The organism is Gordonia zhaorongruii (assembly GCF_007559005.1).
Lineage (GTDB): Bacteria > Actinomycetota > Actinomycetes > Mycobacteriales > Mycobacteriaceae > Gordonia > Gordonia zhaorongruii.
Window position 1 is genome coordinate 2,980,649 of record NZ_CP041763.1, and the last position, 26,301, is coordinate 3,006,949.

Annotated in this window: 26 protein-coding genes, 1 tRNA gene and 1 other RNA gene; 8 read left to right on the forward strand and 20 right to left on the reverse strand. The window is 66.8% G+C overall.

Annotated features, from left to right (window positions below; translation table 11 throughout):
- Positions 1-5: 5 nt before the first annotated feature.
- The 8 genes from FO044_RS13790 to FO044_RS13825 all read right to left on the reverse strand — a co-directional run bounded on the left by FO044_RS13790 (position 6) and on the right by FO044_RS13825 (position 4,816).
- Positions 6-575 carry a uridine kinase family protein gene (locus FO044_RS13790; protein WP_132992433.1) on the reverse strand — a complete coding sequence of 190 codons (570 nt, stop codon included), beginning with the start codon at positions 573-575 and terminating at the stop codon, positions 6-8.
- 3 nt (positions 576-578) lie between these two features.
- Entirely contained in the window at positions 579-1,190 is a 612-nt protein-coding gene (gene recR / locus FO044_RS13795) for a recombination mediator RecR (protein WP_132992434.1), read from the reverse strand.
- A gap of 7 nt (positions 1,191-1,197) precedes the next feature.
- Entirely contained in the window at positions 1,198-1,548 is a 351-nt protein-coding gene (locus FO044_RS13800) for a YbaB/EbfC family nucleoid-associated protein (RefSeq protein ID WP_132992435.1), read from the reverse strand.
- 23 nt (positions 1,549-1,571) lie between these two features.
- Entirely contained in the window at positions 1,572-1,901 is a 330-nt protein-coding gene (locus FO044_RS13805) for a hypothetical protein (RefSeq protein WP_132993369.1), read from the reverse strand.
- 197 nt (positions 1,902-2,098) lie between these two features.
- Entirely contained in the window at positions 2,099-2,992 is an 894-nt protein-coding gene (locus FO044_RS13810; RefSeq protein ID WP_132992436.1) for a dihydrodipicolinate synthase family protein, read from the reverse strand.
- 31 nt (positions 2,993-3,023) lie between these two features.
- Entirely contained in the window at positions 3,024-3,308 is a 285-nt protein-coding gene (locus tag FO044_RS15270; protein WP_132992437.1) for a DDE-type integrase/transposase/recombinase, read from the reverse strand.
- Between the two features lie 89 nt (positions 3,309-3,397).
- The gene (locus FO044_RS13820; protein ID WP_132992438.1) at positions 3,398-4,345 is read right to left on the reverse strand and encodes a pseudouridine synthase; all 948 of its coding nucleotides are present in this window, start codon (positions 4,343-4,345) and stop codon (positions 3,398-3,400) included.
- Between the two features lie 33 nt (positions 4,346-4,378).
- Positions 4,379-4,816: an SRPBCC family protein gene (locus tag FO044_RS13825; protein ID WP_132992439.1), complete on the reverse strand. Its 438-nt coding sequence runs from the start codon at positions 4,814-4,816 to the stop codon at positions 4,379-4,381.
- Between the two features lie 94 nt (positions 4,817-4,910).
- Here FO044_RS13825 and FO044_RS13830 point away from each other — a divergent pair, with 94 nt between their 5' ends.
- Together FO044_RS13830 and FO044_RS13835 are read left to right on the forward strand one after the other, a co-directional pair.
- Positions 4,911-6,335, forward strand: coding sequence for an FAD-binding oxidoreductase (locus FO044_RS13830; protein ID WP_235831365.1), 1,425 nt, complete (start codon positions 4,911-4,913; stop codon positions 6,333-6,335).
- Entirely contained in the window at positions 6,332-7,600 is a 1,269-nt protein-coding gene (locus tag FO044_RS13835) for a class I SAM-dependent methyltransferase (protein ID WP_132992440.1), read from the forward strand. Before FO044_RS13830 ends, FO044_RS13835 begins: the two co-directional genes overlap by 4 nt.
- Positions 7,601-7,625: 25 nt before the next feature.
- Here FO044_RS13835 and FO044_RS13840 read toward each other — a convergent pair whose 3' ends face one another.
- From FO044_RS13840 to ffs, 4 genes are all read right to left on the reverse strand, one after another.
- Positions 7,626-10,094, reverse strand: coding sequence for a DNA polymerase III subunit gamma and tau (locus tag FO044_RS13840; RefSeq protein WP_132992441.1), 2,469 nt, complete (start codon positions 10,092-10,094; stop codon positions 7,626-7,628).
- A 9-nt stretch (positions 10,095-10,103) separates the two neighbouring features.
- A complete protein-coding gene (locus FO044_RS13845) occupies positions 10,104-11,378 on the reverse strand; it encodes a glycosyltransferase 87 family protein (RefSeq protein ID WP_132992442.1) in 1,275 nt (424 codons plus the stop codon).
- Between the two features lie 9 nt (positions 11,379-11,387).
- On the reverse strand, positions 11,388-12,659 hold the full coding sequence (locus FO044_RS13850) for an aspartate aminotransferase type Ic (protein WP_132992443.1): 1,272 nt from the start codon (positions 12,657-12,659) through the stop codon (positions 11,388-11,390).
- A gap of 62 nt (positions 12,660-12,721) precedes the next feature.
- Positions 12,722-12,816, reverse strand: an RNA gene (ffs, locus tag FO044_RS13855) — signal recognition particle sRNA small type.
- Between the two features lie 61 nt (positions 12,817-12,877).
- Here ffs and FO044_RS13860 point away from each other — a divergent pair.
- Positions 12,878-12,962: transfer RNA gene (locus tag FO044_RS13860), tRNA-Ser, on the forward strand.
- A 524-nt stretch (positions 12,963-13,486) separates the two neighbouring features.
- Here FO044_RS13860 and FO044_RS13865 read toward each other — a convergent pair.
- Genes FO044_RS13865 through FO044_RS13885 form a run of 5 tightly spaced genes read right to left on the reverse strand, consistent with a single transcriptional unit; the run spans position 13,487 to position 18,727 of the window.
- The gene (locus FO044_RS13865) at positions 13,487-14,713 is read right to left on the reverse strand and encodes an acetate/propionate family kinase (protein WP_132992444.1); all 1,227 of its coding nucleotides are present in this window, start codon (positions 14,711-14,713) and stop codon (positions 13,487-13,489) included.
- 3 nt (positions 14,714-14,716) lie between these two features.
- A complete protein-coding gene (gene pta, locus FO044_RS13870; RefSeq protein ID WP_132992445.1) occupies positions 14,717-16,804 on the reverse strand; it encodes a phosphate acetyltransferase in 2,088 nt (695 codons plus the stop codon).
- A 27-nt stretch (positions 16,805-16,831) separates the two neighbouring features.
- Positions 16,832-17,380: a TetR/AcrR family transcriptional regulator gene (locus FO044_RS13875; RefSeq protein WP_132992446.1), complete on the reverse strand. Its 549-nt coding sequence runs from the start codon at positions 17,378-17,380 to the stop codon at positions 16,832-16,834.
- A 48-nt stretch (positions 17,381-17,428) separates the two neighbouring features.
- Positions 17,429-17,812, reverse strand: a complete 384-nt coding sequence (locus FO044_RS13880) for a DUF5709 domain-containing protein (RefSeq protein WP_132992447.1) — start codon at positions 17,810-17,812, stop codon at positions 17,429-17,431.
- Between the two features lie 18 nt (positions 17,813-17,830).
- Positions 17,831-18,727: a cation diffusion facilitator family transporter gene (locus tag FO044_RS13885; RefSeq protein ID WP_132992448.1), complete on the reverse strand. Its 897-nt coding sequence runs from the start codon at positions 18,725-18,727 to the stop codon at positions 17,831-17,833.
- A 77-nt stretch (positions 18,728-18,804) separates the two neighbouring features.
- On the opposite strand from FO044_RS13885, the gene FO044_RS13890 reads away from it, so the two are divergent.
- Positions 18,805-19,398: a hypothetical protein gene (locus FO044_RS13890; RefSeq protein WP_132992449.1), complete on the forward strand. Its 594-nt coding sequence runs from the start codon at positions 18,805-18,807 to the stop codon at positions 19,396-19,398.
- A gap of 3 nt (positions 19,399-19,401) precedes the next feature.
- On the opposite strand, the gene FO044_RS13895 is transcribed toward FO044_RS13890, so the two are convergent.
- Entirely contained in the window at positions 19,402-20,166 is a 765-nt protein-coding gene (locus FO044_RS13895) for an HdeD family acid-resistance protein (RefSeq protein ID WP_132992450.1), read from the reverse strand.
- A 25-nt stretch (positions 20,167-20,191) separates the two neighbouring features.
- Here FO044_RS13895 and FO044_RS13900 point away from each other — a divergent pair, with 25 nt between their 5' ends.
- The 3 genes from FO044_RS13900 (at position 20,192) to FO044_RS13910 (ending at position 23,858) form a co-directional block, all read left to right on the forward strand.
- Positions 20,192-21,058, forward strand: a complete 867-nt coding sequence (locus tag FO044_RS13900) for an acyl-CoA thioesterase domain-containing protein (protein WP_132992451.1) — start codon at positions 20,192-20,194, stop codon at positions 21,056-21,058.
- Positions 21,059-21,097: 39 nt separating this feature from the next.
- Positions 21,098-21,880 carry a deoxyribonuclease IV gene (locus FO044_RS13905; protein ID WP_132992452.1) on the forward strand — a complete coding sequence of 261 codons (783 nt, stop codon included), beginning with the start codon at positions 21,098-21,100 and terminating at the stop codon, positions 21,878-21,880.
- Between the two features lie 151 nt (positions 21,881-22,031).
- Positions 22,032-23,858 carry an acyl-CoA dehydrogenase gene (locus FO044_RS13910; RefSeq protein ID WP_132992453.1) on the forward strand — a complete coding sequence of 609 codons (1,827 nt, stop codon included), beginning with the start codon at positions 22,032-22,034 and terminating at the stop codon, positions 23,856-23,858.
- 91 nt (positions 23,859-23,949) lie between these two features.
- On the opposite strand, the gene FO044_RS13915 is transcribed toward FO044_RS13910, so the two are convergent.
- Positions 23,950-24,267, reverse strand: a complete 318-nt coding sequence (locus tag FO044_RS13915; RefSeq protein ID WP_132992454.1) for an ArsR/SmtB family transcription factor — start codon at positions 24,265-24,267, stop codon at positions 23,950-23,952.
- An 85-nt stretch (positions 24,268-24,352) separates the two neighbouring features.
- On the opposite strand from FO044_RS13915, the gene FO044_RS13920 reads away from it, so the two are divergent.
- A complete protein-coding gene (locus FO044_RS13920; RefSeq protein WP_132992455.1) occupies positions 24,353-25,585 on the forward strand; it encodes an MFS transporter in 1,233 nt (410 codons plus the stop codon).
- Positions 25,586-25,689: 104 nt separating this feature from the next.
- On the opposite strand, the gene FO044_RS13925 is transcribed toward FO044_RS13920, so the two are convergent.
- Positions 25,690-26,214, reverse strand: coding sequence for a glycine cleavage system transcriptional repressor (locus FO044_RS13925; RefSeq protein WP_132992456.1), 525 nt, complete (start codon positions 26,212-26,214; stop codon positions 25,690-25,692).
- Between the last annotated feature and the right edge of the window lie 87 nt (positions 26,215-26,301).

Genomic DNA, 26,301 nt, shown 5'->3' on the forward strand with positions numbered 1-26,301 from the left:
ACGCCTCAGCCGATCACCCGGCAGCGCGAACGCGTGCCGTCGACCGCGAACCAGCCCTCTTCGAACCTCTGCCATCGCGCCAGGTGCGCACGCTGACCCTCGCCGTCCCGTGCGACGGTGCGTTCGAGCCGTTCCTCCTCGTTCGGCCCGTCGAGCCAGTAGGCGGCGGTCAGCCGGTCGGCGACGCTGCGGCGCGCCGACGTGACTCCCTCGATGATCAGAATGGGCTGCCAGCGGGTCCAGACGGACGGCCCGACGTGCGGCGCACCGTCGACCCACACTCGCGGCCGGTACAGGTAATCGTGGTGCCGCTCGTAGGCGCGGATCACGTCCCGCTCCATCTCCGGCCACCAAGCTGCCGGGTCGTCCCACGTTGCGAAATCGTCGGTGCTGACCAGCACACTGCGCCGTCCACGATCGGCGAGTGCCTGGACGAGTTCGGCCGCGAATGTGCTCTTACCCGCACCCGAGCATCCGTCGATCGCGACGATCCCCTCCGTGAGGCCGTCGCGTGCCGCGATCTCGTGGGCCTTCCGGCCCCAGGAAGCACCGTCGCCCGATGCGTCGAGAGTCATCCGCTAGGCGAGGATGCGACGACCGGACAGGGCACGTCCGAGAGTCAGCTCGTCGGCGAATTCCAGGTCGCCGCCCATCGGCAATCCGGACGCCAAGCGGGTCACCGAGAGTCCCGGGAAGTCCTTGAGCATGCGCAGCAGGTACGTCGCGGTCGCCTCACCCTCGGTGTTCGGGTCGGTCGCCACGATGATCTCGCCGACCACCGAGCCGTCGGACTGCTCGGCCAGCCGCTTCAGCAGTTCGCGGATCCGCAACTGATCCGGCCCGATGCCCGACAACGGGTCCAGCGCGCCACCGAGCACGTGATAACGGCCGTCGAACTCCCGGGTGCGCTCGATCGCGTAGATGTCCTTGGGTTCCTCGACGACGCAGATCTTGGTGCCGTCACGCCGGGCGTCCGAGCAGATCCGGCACAGGCGTTCCGCTGCGATGTTGCCGCACTCGTCGCAGAACGTCACGTCGTCGCGTACCTGACCGAGCGCTGCGATCAAGCGGTCGATCTCGGACTTCTCCCCTGCCAGCAGGTGGAAGGCGATGCGCTGCGCCCCCTTGGGCCCCAGCCCCGGAAGTTTCGAGAGCTGGTCGATCAGATCCTGGATGGGCCCTTCGTACATGCGATGCTCAGCCCAGTCCCGGCATTCCGTCCGCGAGCGGGCCCATCTTCTCCGCGGTGATCTCGTCGCGCCGGGTCGCCAGATCGGCGAGCGCTCCGACGATCAGATCCTGCAGAGTCTCGACGTCTTCCGGGTCCACGACGTCGGGCACGATCTCGATTCCGGTGATCTCGCCGGTCCCCGAACCGGTCACCTTCACCAGGCCGTTCCCGGCCTGGCCGGTCACCTCGGTGTTCGCGATCTCCTCCTGGGCCGCGGCCAGCTTGGTCTGCATCTCCTGCGCCTGTGCGAGGAGACCGGCCATCGGATTGTCTCCGTCGCCGCCGAACAGGGCACTGGGGTCGAATGCGTCAGTCACGCATCCCAGAGTAGTCGGTCCGCTCAGCGAAGGAGACGCTCGATGTGCCCGGCGAGTTCGTCGATCGACCCCTCGGCGTCGGTGACCACCTCGAATGACAGCACCTCGTCGCCGAACAGCCGTGCCGCATGCGGCGTGAGCGCGAACTCGAACCGATCACCGCGCCGACGCCACTGAGTGATCCCCCCGTAGACCGGTGCGCTCGCTCCGGTGGTGATGCAGTGCTCATCTGCGCGCGCGCCGCCGGGCAAGTCGCGCTGGACCTGCACGCAGGCGTCCGACTCCTCGTCCAGGAACACGACGGCCTCGCACCCCAGATCGGAATGCCGCTCGTATGTGCCGAAGATCGCCATCTGGTCCAGCTTAGGCGCACCGAGTCCCGAGGTCGGGAGAGTCACCGATCGAGGCTCTGGATTCGCCGCGATCTCCTGCCGTCATACGGCATCCCTGACGGGCCTGCGGTCCAGTTGGTATGAACACCGATCACCTGTCCCGGAGAACCGTCCACCGCGGATCGTTGTGATCGGACCCGGTGACCGTCGCCCATCCGTCAGCCGCGCAGGCGCAATCCGTCGACGACCGCGGCGACGCGCGCTCGCCCTGGGGCGTCGAGGCCCCGCACGGGTCGAGGCAGCGAGTCGGCGGGAACCAGACCGAGATACTCGGCGATTGCGGCGGTGACCCGCAAGCTGCCGTGAGCGGCGAACAGCGACCAGAGCGGCTGGAGGCTCGCCGATTCCGCGATCGTCGCCGCATGGTCGCCCGACAGTGCGGCGCGCGTGATGGCCTGGGCTTGAACGGGGAGGATGCCGGCGATGACGGAGTACCAGGCGTCGCATCCGGCGTTCAGCCCTGTCGCGGCAGCACTGTCACCGGACACGCCGATGGTGACCCCCTTCGGGATGCGAGCGCGAATCGCTTGCACCCGGGCGGATGCGTCGGCGGGGCCGCTGGGGACGCCGGGAATCTTGATCGATGCGACGTTCGGGAGCTCGGTGATGCGGGCGTAGAGGTCGTCGGAGAAGGTGACGTGGGTGGTGCCAGGGTTGTCGTAGACCACCAGCGGCACCGAAAGGCCTTTCGCGACGTCCTCGAACAGGCCGAAGACCTCATCGTCAGATAGCTTCTGATAGGTGACGGGAGCCAGCAGCACCCCGGCAGCGCCAGCTTCTTGCGCGTCGTCGGCGAGTGCCTGCACCAGTGAAGTGCGGAGCGCTCCGATACCGACCACCACCGGAACGTCGTCGGCGTTCTGCACGGCCGACCGCGCGACCCGGCGTCGCTCGTCACGATCGAAGTACATGTACGACCCGGTGGAACCGAGCGAGGTGATCGAGTCGACCCCGGCCGAGACGAGCCGCCCGATCAAGCCTGTGTAGGCGGCCTCGTCGAAGGCGTCGTCGCGGAGCGGGGTGAGGGGGAAGGCGCTGAGGCCGGTGAACATGATTACTCCGATCGGTGTGACGGCGGCGCGGTTAGTCGGCGGCGATCATCCGCGTGCCACGGTGACATTCGGGCCCAGCCGTGCGAGCTCGGTGGCGAGTTGGTCGACATGATTTCGGCACCAGCGACCATGGTGTCGAAAACCTCGTCGCCGGTAGCGCGGGCGATAGGTAAAAATCCGATGTTTGTCCATGCTTGGATATCGGGCAGTAGAGGCAGCACCAATTTCCGCCGACCTTGACATAGGTCTCGTCCATTCGCAATGAGCCCGGTCCGAACCAGCTGGTTCGCCGGTACCAGCGCGTCTGTCTGTCCATTTCGGAGGCGTATTCTTACACCCTCGATAGGTCGTGGAGTGATTCGACCGGGAGCGCGATCGATCTCCCAGCTTCCGCTCTCACACCTTTTACTCGGCGCCCAAACGATCAATCGTCCGCTCACTGACGAACCGTCGTACCTCTCCGGTGAACGGGTCGGTGAACTCCACCGAGTGCGCGAGGAGCCGGAGCGGACGAGAGAAATCGCCGTGATCCGGAGCGACGATGAGCTCGCGGTCGACCTCCGGGTACAGCGGATCGTCGATGATCGGCGCACCCAGCTCCGCCATGTGCAAACGCAGTTGATGCGTCCGCCCGGTCTGCGGTCGCAGTCGGTACATGCCGAGCCCGTCCGCCCCCGTGAACTCCAGGCCGATGTCGCTCACGGCGTTCACCTCGCCATCGACGACGCGGGCACACAGGTCACCCGCCGTCTTCTCGATCCGGTTCGACACCCGAACACCGTCGGCGAGCGAGGACACCGCGGGTGCCAGCGCCCGGTACTCCTTCGTGACCTGCCGCTGCGCGAACAGATCCTGATACGCCCCGCGCACCTCGCGTCGCCGCGTGAAGATCAGGACGCCGGCCGTGAGCCGGTCCAGCCGGTGGACGGGCGCCACCTCGTCCCCGAACTCGCGGCGCATCCGGACCAGTGCGGTCTGCGCGACGTGCGAACCCCGGGGCATGGTCGCCAGGTAGTGCGGCTTGTCGACGACGAGCAGATCGTCGTCGACGTGCAGCACCGACACCTGGAACGGAACTGCGAACTCCTGGGGAAGGTCCCGGTACAGATACACCGGGGTGGGCCGGGTGACCGGGGCTTCCAGATCAACGGCACGCCCGTCTGAATCGACGATCTCGCCGGACTCGGCACGGGACCGGATGTCGTCGGCCGTCCAGCCTGCGAGCAGCGGCGCGAGCAGTAACGAGTCGAGCACCGACCGCGGCCCCGAGTCGGTGCGCAGCACCACCCGGGTCGCGTCGACGCCATCCCTCGCCGCGAGCGGCTTGATGCGGCGTCGACCCCTGCGACTCATCCGCCCCTGCCCCGAAGAATCACCTTCGTCCGGTCACTTCTCGAGTCGCGACTTCAGGTTGCCGAGCATCTCGTCCTGGATTCGGTTCAGCCCCTTGGGGGCGAAGGTCTTCTCGAAGAATCCGCCGATGCCACCGGCACCGGTCCACGAGGTGACGGTTTCGACGCTCGAACCCGATCCTGCCTGCGACACCGTGTAGGTGGTGACCATCGAGGAGTTGCGGTCGGTCTCGGTGATCGTGCTGCCCGAGACGCTGACGTCGGCGAGCACGTCACGCTGGCGCTTCTCGGTGGCCTGCAGAATCCAGTGCACGACGGTGCCCGCACCGTTGCCGCCTTCGTCCACGCGGTAGTCCCGGTAGTTCGCGGGCAGAATCTCCGGACGAACCTGCCGGTAATCGGCGAGTGCGGCGAGCACGGCCTCGGCGGATGCGGCGACCTGGACGGTGGTGGTTGCGGTGACCTGACCCACGGTGAACTACTCCTTCACATGACGCGATGCCCGCGCTGGAAATGCGCGGGACCTTCGGCACCACCGTACTGCGGTTCGGCGCTACGGTGGGAATGTGGCTTCCGAACAATTGGAGTACGGCGACACCGCATTTCGTCGCGGAGTGACGCGGCTCATCGACAGCTACGAGGCGATCCCCGACGGGGCGACCGTGCGGCTGTCGAAGAAGACGTCGAATCTGTTCCGCAAGCGCGCGGAGACGACGACGCCGGGACTCGATGTGTCCGGACTCGACAAGGTGATAGGCGTCGATCCGACAGCCCGGACCGCACAGGTCGCCGGGATGTGCACCTACGAGGACCTCGTCGACGCGACGCTCCCGTACGGGCTGGCCCCCACCGTGGTCCCGCAACTCAAGACGATCACGCTCGGCGGCGCGGTGACGGGGATGGGCATCGAGAGCACCTCGTTCAGGTCCGGGCTCCCCCACGAGGCCGTCCTCGAGATCGAGATACTCACCGGTGCAGGGGATCTCGTCGTCGCCCGGCCGGACAACGAGTTCCGGGATCTCTACTTCGGTTTTCCCAACTCGTACGGGTCACTGGGCTACGCGGTCCGGTTGAAGATCGCGTTGGAGGAAGTGAAACCGTACGTCGAGCTGCGTCACGTCCGCTTCACCGATCTGCGCGCGCTGCAGGAGACGATGTCCGCTGTCGCCGACGACCGCACCTACCAGGGTGAACCGGTCGACTACCTCGACGGTGTGGTGTTCAGCGCCGATGAGAGCTACCTGACTCTCGGCACGCAGACCACGGCCCCCGGGCCGGTCAGCGATTACACGGGTTCGGAGATCTACTACCGATCCATCCAGCACGCGGATATCGCCGTACCGAAGCGGGACCGTCTCACGATCCGCGATTACCTGTGGCGCTGGGACACCGACTGGTTCTGGTGCTCACGCGCGTTCGGTGCACAGGATCCGCGCATCCGGAGGTTCTGGCCGAAGAAGTACCTGCGCAGCAGCTTCTACTGGAAGCTCATCCGCTACGACCACCGGTGGAACATCGCCGACAGGATCAACTCCCGCAAGGGTCTTCCCGCGAATGAGCGCGTGGTTCAGGACATCGAGGTCCCGATCAACCGGACCGCCGATTTCGCCGAATGGTTCATTTCGGAGGTCCCCATCGAACCGATCTGGCTGTGCCCGTTGCGACTCGCCGATCCGGGACCTGCCCCGGCAGGCTCCACCGAAGGTCAGCCGTGGACGCTGTACCCGCTGGAACGAGGTCGGACCTATGTCAACTTCGGATTCTGGTCTGCCGTACCCGTCACCCCCGGAGTCCCCGGGCACACCAACCGGCGCATCGAGAACAAGGTGAGCGAACTCGGTGGCCACAAATCGCTCTACTCCGAATCCTTTTACCCACCAGAAGAATTCGACAGGCTTTACGGCGGAGCCGACTACCGCGGACTCAAATCGAAATACGACCCGAAGAGCAGGCTCCTCAGCCTCTACGAGAAGACAGTGAAGCGCGCATGACATTGGCCGAGATCTTCCAGACCCTCATCGGACACGAGCTCGCGATCCGTTTCACCGCGTATGACGGCAGCACTGCAGGACCGGAAGACGCCCGATACGGTCTCAATCTCAAGACGCCGCGTGGCACCACGTACCTGGTGACGTCCCCCGGCGACCTCGGGCTGGCGCGCGCCTACATCGCCGGCGACCTCGAACTGGTCGGCGCTCACCCGGGCGATCCGTACGACATGCTGCAGGCGCTGGCCGCCGACTTGAAGTTCACCAAGCCGAGTCCGCTGCAGCTCGCTCGGATCGCTCGGTCCCTCGGCACCGAGCACTTCAAACCGATCGCGCCACCACCCCAGGAGACGCTGCCCCGGTGGCGACGGTTCGCGGAAGGACTGCGGCACAGCAGGGAGCGCGACGCCGAGGCCATCCACTACCACTACGACGTCTCGAATCGCTTCTACGAACTGGTCCTCGGCGAATCGATGACCTACACGTGCGCGGTGTACCCGCATGCGGACGCCACGCTCGACGAAGCCCAGGAGAACAAGTACCGGCTCATCTTCGACAAGCTCGCGTTGGAGCCCGGCGACCGGCTCCTGGACATCGGCTGCGGTTGGGGCGGCATGGTGCGCTACGCGGCACGGCGCGGAGTCCATGCCCTCGGCGTCACCTTGTCCCGCGAGCAGGCGGACTGGGCCGAGCAGGCCATCGCCTCCGAGGGGCTCGGCGAGTTCGCCGAGATCCGGCACAGCGACTACCGCGACGTCACCGAGTCGGGCTTCGACGCGATCTCGTCGATCGGCCTCACCGAGCACATCGGTCTCGCGAACTACCCCAAGTACTTCGCGTTCATGCGCGACAAGATCCGCCCGGGCGGCATGATCCTGAATCACAGCATCACGCGCGCCGACAACCGCCAACGGAGCAAGGCCGGGCCGTTCATCGACCGTTACGTGTTCCCCGACGGGGAGCTCACCGGAAGTGGCACGATCCTCGCCCGAATGCAGGACGTCCCGCGCCTCGAAGTGATGCACGAGGAGAACTTCCGCACCCATTACGCGATGACGCTGCGCGATTGGAACGCGAACCTCGTCGCGAATTGGGACGAAGCCGTCGCCGAGGTCGACGAGGGCACGGCGCGGTTGTGGGGGCTGTACATGGCGGGTTGCCGAATCGGGTTCGAGCGCAACATCGTGCAGTTGCACCACGTGCTGGGAACGCGGCTGCACCTCGACCAGGAGCACACCCTGCCGCTGCGCCCCTGGTGGGACGCGTAACCGGGGTCAGCGCGAACCCGGCACGCTAGTCGACCGGGCGAGCGCCCAGCTCTGATTTGAGCAGATCGAGCGCCACCTGATCGGGGTCGAGCCGCGCGTCCGGCGAACCGGTCTGCGCCTGCGCCACCATCTCGTCCCGCTCGGCGTCGGACAGTTCATCGTCCGGTGTCGGCGGCTCGGGTTCCGCAGGCTCCTCGGGCTCAGGCGGCGCATCGGCAGGCCCGTGACCGGCACTCTGCTCACGCGGCCTGCTCGGACGCGTGAACGTCTGTTTCCGCTGTTGCACCGGCGCGTTGGCCTGCCCCGGTGCCGACGCGGCCTCCGGGCTCGCCTGCACCACGCTGACCGTGTGCCCGTCGCCGAACACCTCGCCGACCGCGGTGGTCAGAACCCGCAGCCCGCGTTCGTCCGAGAGCCTGCCGACGAGCGCCGAATGCGGATGTCCGAGAACGATGTCGGTACCCACGACGTCGTGCACGAACGCCGCGGACAGCATCGCCTCGAGCACCGTGCTCTGGGTGCGCACCGCGGCACGGATGTCCGGCCAGCGACCTGACACGACGGGCACCGTCAACCCAGCGGCGGCCGGCGCAGATTCCTGCTGGCGGACCTCGCTCTGTGACGCACCAGGCGACGCCTGCATGACGTCGTCGGGCGGAGACTCCTCGCTCGGCGGCTCCGGTGGCAGAGGGATTTCGGGGATGTCGTCGCGCTGCCTGCCGCGGTCCTGCACGTCACTGACCTGCCGGGCACCGTTCTGCCCGTCGCCCGTCCTGCCGTCGCCCGTCCTGCCATCGCCCGGCCTGTCATCGTCCTGCCTGCGATCCCGAGCCGGAGGAACTGCGGCGTCGCGGCGCTCAGGGGACGGCTCCGGTCGAGTCGGCTCGGGGGCCGTGGGCGCCGGAGCAGGCCGGGTTTCCGGAGCAGACTGCGTTATCGGAGCTGACTGGGTTTCCGGAGCAGATTGGGGCGGGGTCGGCTCCGGCATCGGGGGCACCTGCGGTCCCGGGGTCTCCGGCGACGGGCTCTCCTGTGATGGAGCCTCGGTCGCTGGCACTCGATCCACCGGAGCCTGGGGCCGGGTCGGCTCCGGCGCACGATTCGTTTCCACCGCGGGTTCGGGCACCGTATCTGCAGTCGAGGACTCGGTCCCGCCCTCGGCGGCCAGGTTCTGGGTCGATGAGCTCTGGGCCGACGAGCTCTGGGCGGCCTCCACTACACTCCGTGCCTGCTCCGCTGCTTTGCGCTGAGAGGGGCGGACGAAGCGCGGCTCCGCTTCGTCGGTCGGCGCCGCGGACGCCGACGGTCCCGATGAAGGCTGCGCAGCGCCCGGAACGGAACCGGCAGGCCGACGTTCCAGGGTCTCGATCCGCTGCAGCAGCGCCGCGTCGTCGGACGATGCCGACGGCAGCAGCATCCGGGAGCACATCACTTCCAGCAGCAGCCGCGGCGACGTGGTGCCACGCATCTCGCCGAGGGCGGCGTGCGCCACCTCCGCATAGCGGGTGAGCGTGGCCGGCCCCAGGTGGTCGACGACGGCTCGCATGCGCTTCACCTGGTCGTCGGGCGCCTCGACGAGGCCGCGCTCGGCCGCATCAGGCACTGCCCGGAGCAGGATCAGATCACGGAACCTGTCGAGGAGATCGATCGCGAAGCGCCGAGGATCATGACCTGCGTCGACGACTCTCTCCACGACGCCGAACAAGGCCGCGCCGTCGCCGGCCGCCAGCGCGTCCACGCTGTCGTCGATGAGGGTGGAATCGGTCACGCCGAGCAGAGCCAACGCCCTGTCGTACGTCACTCCCTGATCGCCGGCGCCGGCGAGGAGCTGGTCGAGGATGCTCAGCGAGTCACGTGGCGATCCACCTCCGGCCCGGATGACCAGGGGATACACCTCGGGCGCCACGACCACGCTCTCGCGGGTGCAGATGCTCTCGAGCAGATCGCGCATCACCGGCGGAGCCAGTAACCGGAAGGGGTAATGGTGCGTCCGCGACTTGATCGTCGTGAGCACTTTCTCGGGCTCGGTGGTCGCGAAGATGAAGATCAGGTGCTCCGGAGGCTCCTCGACGATCTTGAGGAGCGCGTTGAATCCGGCCGACGTGACCATGTGCGCTTCGTCGATGACGAAGACGCGGTAGCGGGATTCGGCGGGCGCATAGAAGGCGCGATCACGCAGCTCACGGGTGTCATCTACGCCGCCGTGACTCGCCGCGTCCAGTTCCACCACATCGAGGTTGCCGGGGCCGCCCGGACCCAGCGCCACACACGACGAGCACTCTCCGCACGGGGTGGACGTCGGTCCGTGCTCGCAGTTCAAGGACCGGGCGAGAATGCGCGCCGATGACGTCTTACCGCAGCCGCGAGGACCGGAGAACAGGTATGCGTGGTTGATCCGGCCGGCGTCGAGCGCTCGGCTCAACGGCTCGGTGACATGTTCCTGGCCGACGACTTCGGCGAACGTCGCCGGGCGGTACGTGCGATAGAGGGCCACAGGAGCAGACTACCGGCGGGCACCGACAGCGGCGACGGCCGGACCGGCCCGCGCCGGACGGCGCGCGCACAGCCCGATCGTGACGGCTGACGCCACCACCAGGACCAGGTTGTACGGCTGCACCGCGAACCATCCGATCGCCGGTCCCCAGTGCTTGAAGAACAGTCCGGTCAGATACGCCTCCGTCACGCTGCGGTTCGCGTACCAGATCGGATACGCGAGGTGCGTCCGCCAGGCGACGGCGCTCAGGAAACAGGCAGCGCCCAGCAGTGCGATGCCGGCGCGCCGGACGGCCGACGCTGCCTCGCTCACGTGGTGGACGGCCACGACGAGGAGCAGCACGAACCAGACCCAGTGGTGTCCCCAGGCGACGGGCGACACCGCGCACGAGGTCATGCCGACGAGGGTGAGTGCGAGCAGTTCCTGCCCCCGGCGATGAGCCAGAACCGCGGCCGCCATGCCCAGGAGCAGGACGAACGCCGATAGGGTCAGCCAGGCCGCCGTGCTCGGATGATCCGTCTCACCGATGTTGGCCAGTGCACCGCGAATCGACTGGTTGCCGACCGTATGCGGCGACGACACCCGATTCGAGTCGAACAACGTGCCAGTCCAGAACTTCCACGACTCGGTCGGCATCACGACGAAGCCGATCAGCACCGATCCGGCGAATCCGCCGACGATCCCCAGTGCCGTCCTCCACTGGCGCAATGCACCGAAGTAGAGGATGAACATCAGCGGCGTCAGTTTGATACCCGCGGTGATTCCCGCGCCCACCCCGCGCAACTTGCTGCCTTCCGGGCGCAGCAGATCCACGCAGATCACCAGCATCAGGAACACGTTGATCTGTCCGAACCAGATGGTCGAGCGGACAGGTTCGAGGAGCGTGGAGACGGCGACGAGCGATCCGGCGATCAGCCGCAGCCGCCACGTCGTGTCGTGCCCGAGGCTGCGGAATCCCAGCACGATCACGAAGTAGAGGGCGACGAACACCCCGACCGACCACAGGACGTGCGCGAACGAGGTTCCCATCAGCGCAAGGGGGATGAAGACGCCCATCGAGATGGGCGCGTACGTGAAATCCATCTGGCCGAGGAGTTTGGCGTCGTACAGCGCGCCGCCGTCGAGGAACACCTGCGCACCGGCGCGGTAGACGTCCAGGTCTAGCTGACTGTCGAAGAGACCCCAGTACGGTGTCGTGAACGGGATGATGACGTGCTGGAGCCACACCGCCACGAGTCCCGCGACCACGAACCCGATTACGGCCGTGGAGCGTTCGAGCTTCACATGGCCTGCTTACTCGTCGCCGAGCAGCACCTCGGTCGCGCCGAGCAGTGCACACGTAGCGACGCCGTCCATCGCGGTGCGGAGCTCGTCGATCGGAGGGAAGGTCGGCGCGAGTCGGATGTTCCGGTCGTGCGGATCCTTCTTGTACGGGAAGGCCGATCCCGCAGCGGTCAGTGAGATCCCCGCTTTCTCAGCGAGCTCGATGGTGCGTGCGGCAGCCCCCTCGATGACATCGAGGCTGATGAAGTAGCCGCCATCGGGCTCGGTCCACGATGCGATCTTGGAGTCGGCGAACCGCTCCTCGAGGATCTCCAGTACCAACTTGAACTTGGGTTCGATGAGCGCACGGTGGCGGTCCATATGGGCACGAACGCCGTCTGCGTCGCGTAGGAACTGCAGGTGGCGCAGCTGGTTGAGCTTGTCCGGGCCGATCGTGGCGGCGCTGATGTGCTTGATGTACCAGTCGAGGTTCGCCTGCGACGACGCGAAGAACGCGACACCGGCGCCGGCGAACGTGATCTTGCTCGTGGAGCCGAACACGTACACCCGGTTGGGGTTGCCGACCTCCTCGGCGATGTCCAGCACGGGGATCGGCTCGGGGGCACGTTCGACGAGCGTGTGCACGGCGTAGGCGTTGTCCCAGTAGATGCGGAAGTCGTCGGCAGCCGGCATGGCCAGGAGCTTGCGTGCGACGTCCTCGGACACCGTGTAACCGGTGGGGTTCGAGTAGGTAGGGACCAGCCACATGCCCTTGATGCTCGGATCGTTCGCCACCAGCGCGGCGCACGCTTCGACGTCCGGGCCATCGGGATTCATCGGGACGTTGATCATCTCGATGCCGTACAGCTCGGTGATGCCGAAGTGACGGTCGTATCCGGGTACGGGGCACAGGAACTTGATCGGCTCCGCCGACCAGGCACGGTCCGAATCGGCGGTCCCGTGCAGCATCGCGAACACGGTGACGTCGTTCATCACCTCGAGGCTCGCGTTGCCCAGTGCCAGCGTCCGGTCGGCTCCGGTGCCGAGCAGTTCACCGAAGATCTCACGCAGTTCGGGAAGTCCGGTCACGCCGCCGTAGTTACGGCAGTCAGTGCCGCTCGGGCTGCGGAAGTCCTCGCCCGGCAACGACAGCATCTCGTTGGAGAGGTCGAGCTGATCGGGGCCGGGCTTACCGCGGGTGAGGTTGAGATCGAGTCCTGCAGCGCACAGTTCGTCGTACCGCTTCTGCAGGTCGCTTCGGGTAGTGCGGAGTTCTTCGACACTCATCGAGTGAAAGTTCAACGTGGAACCTCTCGCGCAGTCCCGGCCAGATCCGGCTGCTACTTGTGAAACACACCTGGAAAGATAGGGGACCCCGCGCACCCGAGAGAGCCCGTTGACCCTTGCTGCCTTCCGGCCCTGGGGGAGTTCACAGGATGCACGCCGCGCGGGATCCGTCTAACAGTGTAGCGGGTGCCCGTTTTGAGTTACCAATGCACCACCGGCTAGCATCTCCTCTTGGAGGATTCGCCTAGTGGCCTATGGCGCTCGCCTGGAACGCGGGTTGGGTTAACGCCCTCAGGGGTTCGAATCCCCTATCCTCCGCGCGAGAGCACCGCCCGCTACCTGCACTGACGCAGGCAGCGGGCGGTGTTTTCTTGTGGCCGAGGCAACCACGCGTGCAACCCGATCACCGATCACCGGCTGACGGTCGCAGTGTCCGCAACCATGAGCGGAAGTGCGCACCTTGCCACTGGCCTGGGAGAATCAGGAGCCTTCGCCTGGTGTGCAGCAGTGATACTTCCGTCATTTGCCTGCTCCATGACCTGGCTCGTCTGCCACCGGCTGTCTACGCGGGCATGACCGTTGCCGCCGGGCAGTCGCTCAGGCCGGCTCGGTGACGGACCCGTCCGCCGCAGCCAGGCGTCAACCACGTCACTCGTCTGAGTGGTACCGCAGAGCGACGGCATTCCCCTATAGGTTGATGCCGCGCGTGTGCGGTACCACTCAGACGACGGAATCCATTCGTCAGTCCCATACGTCACCGCGCCAGGACTACTCAACCGGACCACAGTGGAAGTCGAGAGCACCCGACCGGAGGTCACCGGGCGGAGTTCACCGACCAGAGGTCACCGGGCGGATCGAGCGACAGACGACGCCGCACGCGCGATGGCCAGCTCCTCGTTCGTCGGAACCACCAGGACCTCGACTCTCGAGTCGTCTGCGGAGATACGACGCGGTTCACCGTTGCGGACCGCATTGCGCTCCGGGTCGATGACGATGCCGTAGCCCTCGAGATCGGCGAGCGAGTCGGCGCGCACCGGCGCCGCGTTCTCCCCGACACCTGCGGTGAAGATGATCGTGTCGACTCGACCGAGCTCGATCATGTAGGCGCCGATGTACCGGCGCAGACGGTGCAGATACACGCGGTACGCACGATCTGCGTCCTCGTCACCTGCCTCGACGCGCTCGAGGATCGCACGGAAGTCGTTCTCACCGCACAGCCCCTTGAGTCCGGACTGCTTGTTGAACAGCTTGTCGATCTCATCGATCGACATCCCGCCCACCCGGGACAGCTGGAAGACGATGCCGGCGTCGATGTCGCCGGTGCGGGTCCCCATCACGAGGCCTTCGAGCGGCGTCATCCCCATCGTGGTGTCGATGGGCGTACCGCCGCGGACCGCGGACGCGGATGCGCCGTTCCCCAGGTGCAGCACGATCTGATTGAGGTCGGCGAGGTCACGTTCGAGGAACTCGGCAGCCAGCTGCGACACGAATTCGTGACTGGTCCCGTGGAAGCCGTAGCGGCGGATCGCGTACTCCTCGGCCACTTCCCGATCGAGAGCGTAATTCGCCGCCTCGGCGGGGAGATCACTGAAGAACGCGGTATCGAAGACTGCGACGGCCGGGACGTCGGGCAGCAGTTTCGAGACGGCTTCGATTCCGACGAGGTTCGGTGGATTGTGCAACGGCGCCAGGGGGGAGATGCGTTCGATCTCCGAGCGGACCTTCTCGTCGATGAGCGTCGGCTGGGAGAAGCTGCGGCCACCGTGCACCACCCGGTGGCCGACCGCGGACAGGCCGGATTCCGCGATGTCGACGCCGGAGTCCTGGAACAGCTCGAGCACCAGCGCGATCGCAGCCTGGTGGTCGGCGAGCTCGCACTCCCGCTTCACCTCATCACCGCGGTACCAGTGCGTGACCTTCGAGGTCGTCTCGCCGATCCGCTCCACGAGCCCGTCCGCGACGACCTCCTCGTCACCGGGATGGATCACCTGATACTTCAGCGACGAGGATCCGGCGTTGACCACCAGAACGGTGCCGTCGATGGGCGAGTTCTCGGCTGTGTCTGTCATCGGTCACTTCCCGTTCTTGAGGTTCTGCGCCTGGATGGCGGTGATCGCGACGGTGTTCACGATGTCGGACACCAATGCCCCTCGCGACAAGTCGTTCATCGGTTTGTTGAGCCCCTGCAAGACCGGGCCGATGGCGATGGCACCGGCGCTTCGCTGGACCGCCTTGTACGTGTTGTTGCCGGTGTTGAGGTCGGGGAAGATCAGCACCGTCGCACGACCCGCCACGTCGGAATCGGGCATCTTGGTTGCCGCCACACTCGGCTCCACCGCCGCGTCGTACTGGATGGGCCCCTCGACGCGGAGATCGTCGGCGCGCTCACGCACCAGTTCCGTCGCCTGCTGAACTTTCTCGACGTCCTTGCCCGACCCCGAGCCACCCGTCGAGTACGACAGGAGCGCGACGCGCGGCTCGATCCCGAACACCTCGGCCGTCTTCGCCGACGAGATCGCGATATCGGCCAGTTCCTCCGCTGTCGGGTCGGGGACCACCGCGCAGTCACCGTATGCGAGCACCTTGTCGGCCAGGCACATGAAGAACACGCTCGACACCGTGGAGACGCCCGGCACGGTCTTGATGATCTCGAACGCCGGCCGGATGGTCTGTGCCGTCGTGTGCACCGCCCCGGAGACCATTCCGTCCACGCGCCCGGTGTGCAGCATCATCGTCCCGAAGTACGACTCGTCGCGCACCACCTGAACAGCGCGGTCGCGCGTCATTCCCTTGTGCTTGCGGAGTTCGGTGTACGCGTCGGCGAACTCGTCGATCAGCTCCGACTCGGTCGGATCGATGACATCCACGTCGGCCAGGTCGATACCCAGTTCGCTCGCGCGGCGACGCACCGAGTCCGGGTTGCCGAGCAGCGTCAGCTTCGCGACGCCCCGGCGCAGCAGCCGGTCGGTGGCCCGCAGGATGCGGTCGTCGCCCCCTTCGGGCAGCACGATGTGCTGGACGTCCGATTTCGCCTGCGCGAGCAGCTGGTACTCGAACATCTGCGGTGTCATCACCTCGGGCGCATGCAGGTCCAGTTGTCCGACCAGTTCGGCCTGCGACACGTTCTGCTCCATCAGCGTGAGCGCCGCATCGATCTTGCGGACCGATCCGGTCGCCATCCGGCCCCGCGTGTGCGACGCGATGCGCGCCGTCTCGAAGGTTCCGTGCTCGCAGTTGAGGATGGGCAGCGTGGGGCGCAGGCCGCGCACCAGCCCGTCGATCATCGGGTGCGGACGCAGCCCACCGTTGAGGATGATGCCCGCCAGTTGCGGGAACCCGGCCGCCGAGTTCGCGTTCACCAAGGCCAGCAGCACGTCGGAGCGGTCGGCAGGCGCGATCACGACCATCGACTCTCCCAGCCGTTCCAGGATGTGCTCGGCGGTCATCCCGCCGACCATCACATCGAGCGCTTCCCGGTCGAGAAGCGTCTCGTCACCGCTGTACAACGTGGCGTCGAGGGCTTCACGGAGCTCGGCCATCGTGGGCGCGGTGAGCAACGGCTCCTCCGGCAGCGCCCACGCCTGGACGCCGGTATCCCGCAATGCGTCGAGAACATCGGTACGCCGGTGCGGTCGGCATCGGTTCGCAACGATGCCGACGGTCGACGCGTGCGACGACTTGATGTCGGCCATCAGCACGTCGGCGACGGCCTTCACCTCGGCGGGGTCGCGGTCCAGTGCCTTCACCACCAGGATGATCGGCGACGACAGGTTGGCTGCGATCCGCGCGTTGTAACTCAGCTCGGACGGCGACGCGACGTCCGTGTAGTCCGAGCCGACCACCAGCACGTTGTCGCAGTGCTCGGCGACGGCGTGATACCTGGCCACGATCTCGCCGATCGCGGCGTCCGGGTCGGCGTGCACCTCGTCGTAGGTGACGCCGATGCACTCCTCGTACGGGATGTCGACGGAGCAGAACTGCAGCAGCAGATCGAGGATGTAGTCGCGTTCCCCCGCCTCCGACCGGGAGATCGGGCGGAACACGCCGACTCGTCCGCCGGTCGCTGCCAGCAGCTCCAAGACGCCGAGGGCGACTGTCGACTTGCCGGTGTCCCCCTCGGCGGATGCGATGTACACACTGCGGGCGCCAGAGCCAGTCATGCGCTCCAGCTTATAGGCGATCACCCGTCAGCGAACGACGGCACGCACCACCAGGTCGGCGAACTGATCGTCTGTCATGGCGCCGTCCGGAACGAGGAGATACGAGTAGGCGGCGCGCACGACGAACTCCATCGCCACCCGCGGATCAGGCGACAGGCTCGCGGTCTCGGAGTCGTCGAGATCGGCGAGGCTGACGTCGACGACCATGTCGACGAGCGTGGGCCCGGACGATTCCGTGGTCGTGACGAGTGCCCGGACGATCTCCTCCGGCTCGTTGCGAAGGACGTACTGGATCGCCTGATGCTGCCGGATGTACTCGAGCGACCGCAGCGTTCGCGTGCGGAGCTTGGCCGCGATGTCGGGCTCGTCGACGCCCCATTCGCGCAGGTTCTGTCGCAGCAGGTCCAGCTCGTGGGCGACGAGAGCCTCGACGAGAGCGTCGCGCCCGCCGAACATCCGATAGGCGGTCGCCCGCGCGACGCCGGCCTGCCGGGCAACCGATGTCAGACTCAGCGCCTTCGCACCGAAACGGGACACCAGCGCGACGCCGACTTCGAGCATCCGGTCACGGTCCATGGTGAGAAGGTATCGAACGCCGTTCGCCGGGCCGCGCGGAGACCGTCTTTACTCGATGATGTGGATGGCGGCCTCCTCGGCGGTGGCGCCAGCGCCGTCGATGCCCGCGTCCCGTCCGACGAGCTCGGAGTCGATGTCCTGACCTGCCCCCTCGTCCGGGGCGATCAGCCGGCCTGCCCGAGATGATCCGGATTCCGCAGCTTCCGGGAAGTCCGGGTCGCGCTCGGCGCCGTCGGCCGCGATGTCGGGCTCTTCCTCGGTCAGCCGCCCGCCGAGTGACTCGTGCTCGTGCGTCGCCGGCTGGTACTCGGGCGGCGAGTAGCCGCGGTCGAGGATGTCGCCGACCTCGGAGTCGTCCAGAGTGTCCTCCGGCTGCAGCTGGTTGCTGTCGTCGAGGTCGTAGTCGTCGTTCCCATCGTCCCGAGCACTCATGATTTCAGCGTAGGCCGATCAGCGGCGCCATGGTTCGTAGCTGCGCGGATCATCGATCGGTTCCAGGTGGATCGTCGGACGCAGGTCGACGACGGCCGCATTCAACTCGGCTTCGACCGCTTCGACGAGGTCATGACCGCGTTGCACCGACCACTCTCCGGGCACCAGCATGTGCAATTGCACGTACCGCTGATGTCCGGCCTCCCGCGTCCGGACGTCATGGAAGTCGACACCGTCTGAGCGGAACCCGTCGAGCACCGAGCCGATCGCGGCGCGCTCCTCTTCGGGGATGACCGTGTCCATCAGCCCCATCGTCGAGTCCCGCACCAGCCGCCACCCGACGAAGATGATGTTGAGCGCGACCGCGATGGCGACCAGTGCGTCGAGCATCAGCCAGCCGGTCAGTCCGACGAGTGCGACACCGACGATCACGCCGGCCGTCGTCCACACGTCGGTGAGCAGGTGCTTACCGTCCGCTTCCAGGGAGACCGCGCGCTGCGCCCGTCCGACGGACATCAGCTTCCAGGCGACGAGTCCGTTGATGACGCTCGCGACCACGGATATCCCCAGTCCGATGCCCACCGATTCGATCTCGGCCGGGTGCACCAACCGATCGACCGCCGAGTAGATGATGAACCCGGCCGCGACGACGATCATCGCTCCCTCGCCGACTGCCGAGAAGTACTCGCTCTTCGTGTGACCGAAGTTGTGGTCGTCGTCGGAGGGTCGTGCGGCGATCTTGAGCGCGATGAAGGCGCCGACCGCGGCGACCAGATTGACGACCGACTCCGCGGCGTCGGACAGCAGGCCCACCGAATCGGTGACCAGCCAGGCCCCGGTCTTCAATGCGATCGTGGCGACGGCAGCAGCGATACTCAGCAGCGCCCATCTACTCAGATCCCGGGTCCCCGACATCCTCCGATTCTGGCACCGAAGTGTCTCCCGAGTCGGATTCGGGCACGGACCGATGGGTAACCGGGCACGATGGAGGCATGCTCGACGAGTTGAACTCCCAGGCCCGGGCGCTGTACGCCGCCGGGGACTTCGCTCGCGCGCTCGCAGACTATTCGGTACTCCGCGAGATCCGCTCACGCCGCGAAGGACCGTACTCGGTGAAGTACCTTGCCGCCCTTCACGACTGCGTCCGCTGCATGTCGCGTCTGCGCCTCTGGACCGACTCGGATCTGCTGTGCAGCGAACTGCACAGCAGATACGTTCGCACCCACGGCCGCGGAGGCGATCACACCGTCGACGTCGCACGGCACTGGGGGTGGGCGCTGGCGCACCTGAATCGCGACGACGGGGTAGCCGCACTCTGCGTGACGACCGCCGACGCGGTGTGGGTGTCCGATCCGGTGGGTGCCGACCTGCTTCTCGGTGCAGCGGCGTCCCAGGATGTCGACTCCGCGGGCCTGGCCCGATCCGGCCTGATCGACGGGGTCACGCTGGCACATCCGCCCGAGCTCGTGGACGCATTGGTCGCCTGGCGCGACCGGCTCGACGCCGATCACGACGCACGAGCCTCGGCCATGGCGGCCGGTCTGGCGCCTCGGGACAGCGAGTCGACAGCAGTCAGCGCCCGGTAGCGGTCAGCGTTCGCCGGCCGCGCCGTCTGCCCCGGCAGCGCCGGTTCCCTGATCGGCGCCTGTTGCATCGTCGGCGTCGCCGACACTGTCATGAGCAGTGGCGCCGCCGGTGGTGCCGACAGCGTCGTCGGCGTCGAGGGTGTCCGCGTCGTCTGCAGCCGCCGCTTTCGCCTTCGTCGCCTTCCGCTTCCGCAGCTTGGATTCCTTTCGCACCTGCTGACGCGGCAGCGTCAGCAGGGTTGCGATGCTGGTGGCGATCAGCAAGACGGCGAGAATCCACAGGATGGTCGACAACGTCCAGATCGCGGGGAGCACGATCATCGCGATGCCCGCGCCGATCGACACGACGCCGCCGATGATCACCAGCCACCGCGGAACGACGGCGACGTTCAATCGCGCCCCGAACAGATCCTGTATGCCGGCGAAGATCCAGCCGACACCGATGACCACACCCAGCAGAGTCAACGATTCCACCGGATTCAGCACGGCCAGCACGCCGGCTGCCAGCACGACGACTCCCAGGCCCGCGAGGACCATGCGAAGCACGAACGGAGCCGCCGTCGTCGCGAAGGCGAGGAACAGCCGGAACAGGCCGACGACGACCAGCGATGCACCGAACAGGACCGCGACCACCGCGAGAGTCACGTCGGGCCAGGCGAGGGCGATGACACCGAGCACGATGCCGACGACCGACGACGCGACCAGCATCGAACGCACGGCGTTCACTGCGTCGTCGGGCAGGGCTGATGGGGCGCGATGAACTGTCATGCCCGAAAGCGTAACGTCCAGTGACATGTCACAGCACTCCTTCTTCGTGCCGGGGGAATCGGGTCGCCTCCAACCGACTCCGATGGCCCACAGTCTGTGGGGTCCCGACTCGTTGAACGGCCCGGCCGTGTGCGGTGCGGCCGCGTACGCCGCCGAACGCGAGAACAGCAGGGAGGGCTGGCTTCCGACCCGGTTCACCCTGGAGCTGTTCAAGAACGCACGGAGTCTGCCGACGAGCTTGCGCACCGAGGTGCTGCGCGACGGCCGCCGGATCCGCGTCGTGCAGACGACTGTCCGCCAGCATGAGGCAGGCGATGAGACGGGTGTGGTCGTCGCGCAGGGGAACACAGTATTCCTGAAGCAGGGTGACAATCCGCCGGGAGCCCGATGGTCGCGCCCCGACGAGCAGCGCGATGTCCCCACGGTCGATGCCTCCGACCTGCACACCCGGTTCCACGACGATGTTCAGGGCTGGGGCCCCGACATGGCCGACTATCAGAACGCCCGGCGCAGGCGCCTGTGGAGCCACCCGCTCCGGGTGGTGCCCAACGACGCGCTGACTCCGTTCCAGCGGGCCGTCATCTCCGCGGAGGGCACCAGCCTGTGCACCAACTGGGGTGAGGGTGGCATCGGGTTCATCAACTGCGACCTGACCGTCGCTCTCAGCCGCCTCCCAGTCGGCGACCGACTCGGCGTCGAATCGGATGCGCACCTGGAGAACGACGGCGTCTCGACCGGCACCGCCGCTCTCTTCGACGAGCAGGGGCAATACGGAATCGGCCTGGTGACCGCGATCGACAACAGCCGCGCCATGATCGATTTCAACTCGGTCGTGCCGCCCATCGCGAAGGCGCTCGGCACCGAATTCCCGGGCGACGACCGTAACGTCTGACGACGACCACCTGCCCGGTTTCTCGCCTATCGTTGACGTATGCGCATCGGAGCACACCTTCGCCAGGACGAGAACCCCGTCGCGACCGCGAACGACCTCGGTATCGACATCTTCCAGATGTTCGTCACCGACCCCCAGGGATGGGCCAAACCCGAAACGCACCCGCACGCCGCACAGATCCGCGATTCGCCGATCGACGTGGTCGTGCATTCGAGCTATCAGATCAACGTCGCGAGCCTGAACAACCGGCTGCGGATGCCGTCGCGGAAGGCCGTCGAGCAGCAGGCGGCCGCGGCGAAGGAACTCGGCGCGATCGGCCTCGTCGTCCACGGCGGACATCTTCGAGACGGCGAGGACCCCGCGAAGGGCTTCGACAACTGGCGCAAGCTGTTCGATCGCCAGGCCGACAAGGGCGGATTCGGCGTACCGATACTGATCGAGAACACCGCGGGCGGCAGCCACGCGATGGCCCGCACCCTCGAGTCCATCGAGCGACTGTGGGACGCCGTCGGCGATTTCCCGGAGGCCGGTTTCTGCCTCGATACGTGCCATGCCTGGGCCGGCGGCGAGGATCTCGTCGGCCTCGCCGACCGCATCAAGGCGATCACCGGCCGGATCGACCTGGTCCACCTGAACAATTCGCGCGACGAATTCGACTCGGGGCGCGACCGGCACGCCAACATCGAGTCCGGCCACATCGATCCGGACGTCCTCGCGGAACTGATGCGCACCGCGGATGCCCCCGGCGTCCTGGAGACGCCGGCAGACGGTGTGGCGGCCGACCTCGAATACCTTCGCAGCACCGCGAGAGGCGACGTCTGAACGACTTCGGTTACATGCGCTTGCAATTGTTAGCGGGGCCACACTCATCCTCGGTTGTTCCGCCGAACGTCGAGAGTTATCCTGTCAATAGTTACCGGCCAGTAACATCGCCGGGCAGCGACCCTCCCCCACTTATCGGTTAGGAAGAACCATGGGCCATTACAAGTCCAATCTGCGCGACCTGCACTTCAATCTGTTCGAGATGTTCCAGCTCGACAAGGTGCTCGAGTCGGGACAGTTCGGCGACCTCGACCACGAGACCGCCGTCGACATGCTCCGCGAGGTCAGGACTCTCGCCGAGGGTCCGATCGCGGAATCGTTCACCGAAGCCGACCGCAACCCGCCGGTGTTCAACCCCGACGACCACTCGGTCACCATGCCGGAGGGCTTCGCCAAGTCGTACAAGGCGTTCATCGACGCCGGGTGGGACAAGGTCGGCGTCGACGAGGAGCTCGGCGGCATGCCGGCACCCCGTTCGCTGTACTGGGCGCTCGGCGAGATGGTGCTCGGCGCCAACCCGCCGGTCTTCATGTACGCGGCGGGTTCGGGCTTCTCGAACATCTTCTACGACAACGCCACCGATGAGCAGAAGAAGTGGGCCACCATCTGCGCGGAGCGCGAGTGGGGCGCAACCATGGTCCTCACCGAGCCGGACGCCGGCTCGGATGTGGGCGCCGGCCGCACCAAGGCCACCCTCCAGGAAGACGGCTCCTGGCACATCGACGGAGTGAAGCGCTTCATCACCTCGGCCGATCAGGACATGACCGAGAACATCTTCCACCTCGTGCTGGCACGCCCGGAGGGCGCCGGACCGGGCACCAAGGGCCTGTCGCTGTTCTTCGTGCCGAAGTTCCACTTCGACGGCGAGACCGGTGAGCTGGGCGACCGCAACGGCGTCTACGTCACCAACGTCGAAGACAAGATGGGCATCAAGGCGTCCGCGACGTGCGAGCTCACCTTCGGTCAGCACGGAACCCCCGCCAAGGGCTGGCTGGTCGGCGAGGTCCACTCGGGCATCGCCCAGATGTTCGACGTCATCGAGCACGCTCGCATGATGGTCGGCACCAAGGCCATCTCGACGCTGTCGACGGGTTACCTGAACGCGCTCGAGTACGCCAAGGAGCGCGTCCAGGGCGCCGACCTGACGCAGATGACCGACAAAGCTGCCCCGCGCGTGTCCATCACGCATCACCCGGATGTGCGTCGCGCGCTGCTGACCCAGAAGGCGTACGCCGAGGGTCTGCGCGCGATCTACATGTACACCGCATCGCACCAGGACCCGGTTTCGGCGGAGATCGTCTCCGGTGCCGACGCCGAGACCGCGCACAAAGTGAACGACCTGCTGCTTCCGATCGTCAAGGGCGTCGGCTCCGAGCGTGCCTACGAGAAGCTCACTGAATCGCTGCAGACCCTCGGCGGCTCGGGATTCCTGAAGGACTACCCGATCGAGCAGTACATCCGCGACTCGAAGATCGACTCGCTGTACGAGGGCACCACCGCCATCCAGGCGCAGGACTTCTTCTTCCGCAAGATCATCCGCGACAAGGGCCAGGCGCTGGCCCACGTCGCCGGACAGGTGCAGGACTTCATCGACAACGGTGAGGGCTTCGCCGACGAGCGCGCCCTGCTCAAGACCGCTCTCGACGACGTGCAGGCCATGGCGGCCAAGCTCACCGGCTGGCTGATGGGCGCCCAGGAAGACCCGAAGAACCTCTACCTGGTCGGCACCGCATCGGTCCGTTTCCTGATGTCGGTCGGCGACCTGCTCATCGGCTGGCTGCTGCTGCGCCAGGCGAGCGTTGCCCAGGTCGCACTCGACGGCGGTGCGTCGGGCGACGACAAGGCGTTCTACGAGGGCAAGGTCGCAACCGGCCGCTTCTTCGCGAAGAACATGCTCCCGCAGCTCACCTCGACCCGCCACATCGTGGAGAACAACGTCGACAACGAGCTCATGGAGCTGGACGAAGCCGCTTTCTGATCGGTCCTCACCAGCCGATCTGAAGTAGAGAGCCCCGCCGGCATCGCCGGCGGGGCTCTTTCGTCGCTGATCGCGTGAGCGAAGGCTGCGGCTAGCGCGCGTTGGCCGCCGCAAGCACGGCGCCTAGCAGCCCCGGGTACGCCGCCTCGACGTCGGGTCTCCGGAGTGCGAAATGCACGGCCTGACCTGACGGGATGCGCTCGATGAGACCCGCTTCGCGCAGGATCCGGAAGTGGTGACTCGCGGTCGCCTTGGTGATGGTGTCGTACAACTGCACGCATGCCAGCAGGTCGTCGGCGTTGTACAGGCGCCGCGCCATCTCCAGCCGTACTGGATCGGCGAGCGCAGTCAGCACGGTATGCAGGTCGGCGACGCCGGCCTGACCGAGGTCTGCATGAGTGTCCGTCATGTCTTCCCGTTGCTAGTTTGATGGTGATCGAACAGTCGGATAGCCTGAAGCGGTTCGATCACCATCAAACATACCTGAGGACCTCATGACCACTGCCGCCACCGACCTGGACCGGTCGCGGACCACGCACCCGCAACGGTGGTCGTTCGGACTATTGCTGGTACTCCTCGCACTGGCACTCGGCGTCTCGGCTCTCCCGTCTCCGCTGTACCCGATCTACCAGTCCGAATGGGGGCTGAGCCCGCTCTCGATCACCGCCGTGTTCGCGGTCTACGCCGTCGGTGCACTCACCTCTGCGCTCACCGTCGGCCCGATATCGGACGCCATCGGCCGGAAGCCCCTGTTGATCCTCGCGCTGGTCTCGATCCTGGCCGGTCTCGTCGTGTTCCTGGTGGCCGACACCACTTGGCATCTCATGGTCGCGAGACTCCTCCACGGCGGCGCGATCGGCGCCATCACCGTCGTCTCCGGCGCCGCCCTGCTCGACGTCCGCCCGTTCGACGGCTCGCGCAACGGCATGCTCAGCGGCGTCGCGCTCAACCTGGGCATCACCGTCACCGTCACCGCGTCGGCGGCGGCAGCGCAATGGGGACCGAGTCCACTGCGCACGCCGTACGTCGTGATCGGTGTCGTGATCCTCGTCCTGCTCGCGGCCGTCATCGTCCTCGTCGAACCGCACGCCGAACGGACCGGCGGCCGGATCCGGCTTCAGCGGCCGTCTGTGCCCGCCGCGATCCGCGCCGACTTCTGGTTCTCCGGCATGGGCATCCTCACCACCTGGTCGACTCTCGGAGTCTTCCTGAGCCTCTACCCGGCGCTGACTCAGAAGGCCACCGGTCACACGTCGATCTTCTTCGTCGGCATCGTCGTCTCGGTGATGGCGGGCGCATCGGCGATCACCCAGCGCGCCGGAGTCCTCCTCACACCACGGAACGCCGCGATCGTCGGCGACGTCGGGATGGTCATCTCCCTGCTCGGTGCGATCTGGGCCCTCAACAGCGGCTCCACCGCAGCGATAATGATCGACACCGTGGTCCTGGGCGGCGCATTCGGACTCGCCTTCGGCGGCTCGTTGCGCCATCTCGGCGAAGTCGCTCCGGCCAACGCCCGCGGGCGCGTGATGAGCGCGTACTACCTCCTCGGGTACCTCGCCATCGGAATCCCGACGGTCGTCGCCGGCGCACTCTCGTCGCAGTTCGGCACCGAGAAGATCTTCCCGTGGTTCGTCTCCGCCGTCGCACTCGCCTGCCTGGTGGCCGCGATACTCGGCTATCGCGGTGGGCGGCGGCCCGTCGTCGAGACTCCCGTCGGTCTCTGACACCAGTCACGAGGCGTCGGCGCAGTCAGCGGGATGTCCCGAGTCACTTCGCCGTCCACAGCGCACCCTGCGGCGAGCCGGTGCGTGACGACCGGTCTGCGTCGCTAGTCGGCGCGCGTCTCCACATCGATCTCGACCAGCAGCTCGGCCGCGATCCGCTCGAGCTCGTCGCGGATGCCCGTGGTGTCCGCGCCCGGCGGGACCCAGACGTCCAGCTCGGCTTCGAACAGCATGCCCCCGGCCATCGGGGCCTCCCGAACACCGGTCGTCATCTTCTCGATGGACACACCGCTCGCACTCAGTGCCGTCGACAGCTCGTGGACGATGCCGGCTCGGTCGTTGCCCAGCACCCCGATCGTGATCGGCGTCCACGTGTCCTCGCGCGGCGTCGCGGTGTCACCGGAGTGGACCGCCACCTCCAGCAGTCCGTCCAGGCCGGTGACTGCACCGATCAGACCGTCCGCGCGGTCGGCCGACACCGCGACGACGACGATCCCGGCGAATTTCCCGGCCAGGTGCGCCAGCTGGCTTCGCTCCCAATTGCCACCCTGTTGGGCGACCGCATCGGCCAGCGCCGACACGAGCCCCGGACGATCGTCGCCGATTACCGACAGCACCAGATTCCGCATGCGGTCAGCGTATCCGGGCAGAACCGCTCCCTGCACGACCTCCGCACAGAACGAGAACGACGGACCCCGCCAGTACCGCGGGGTCCG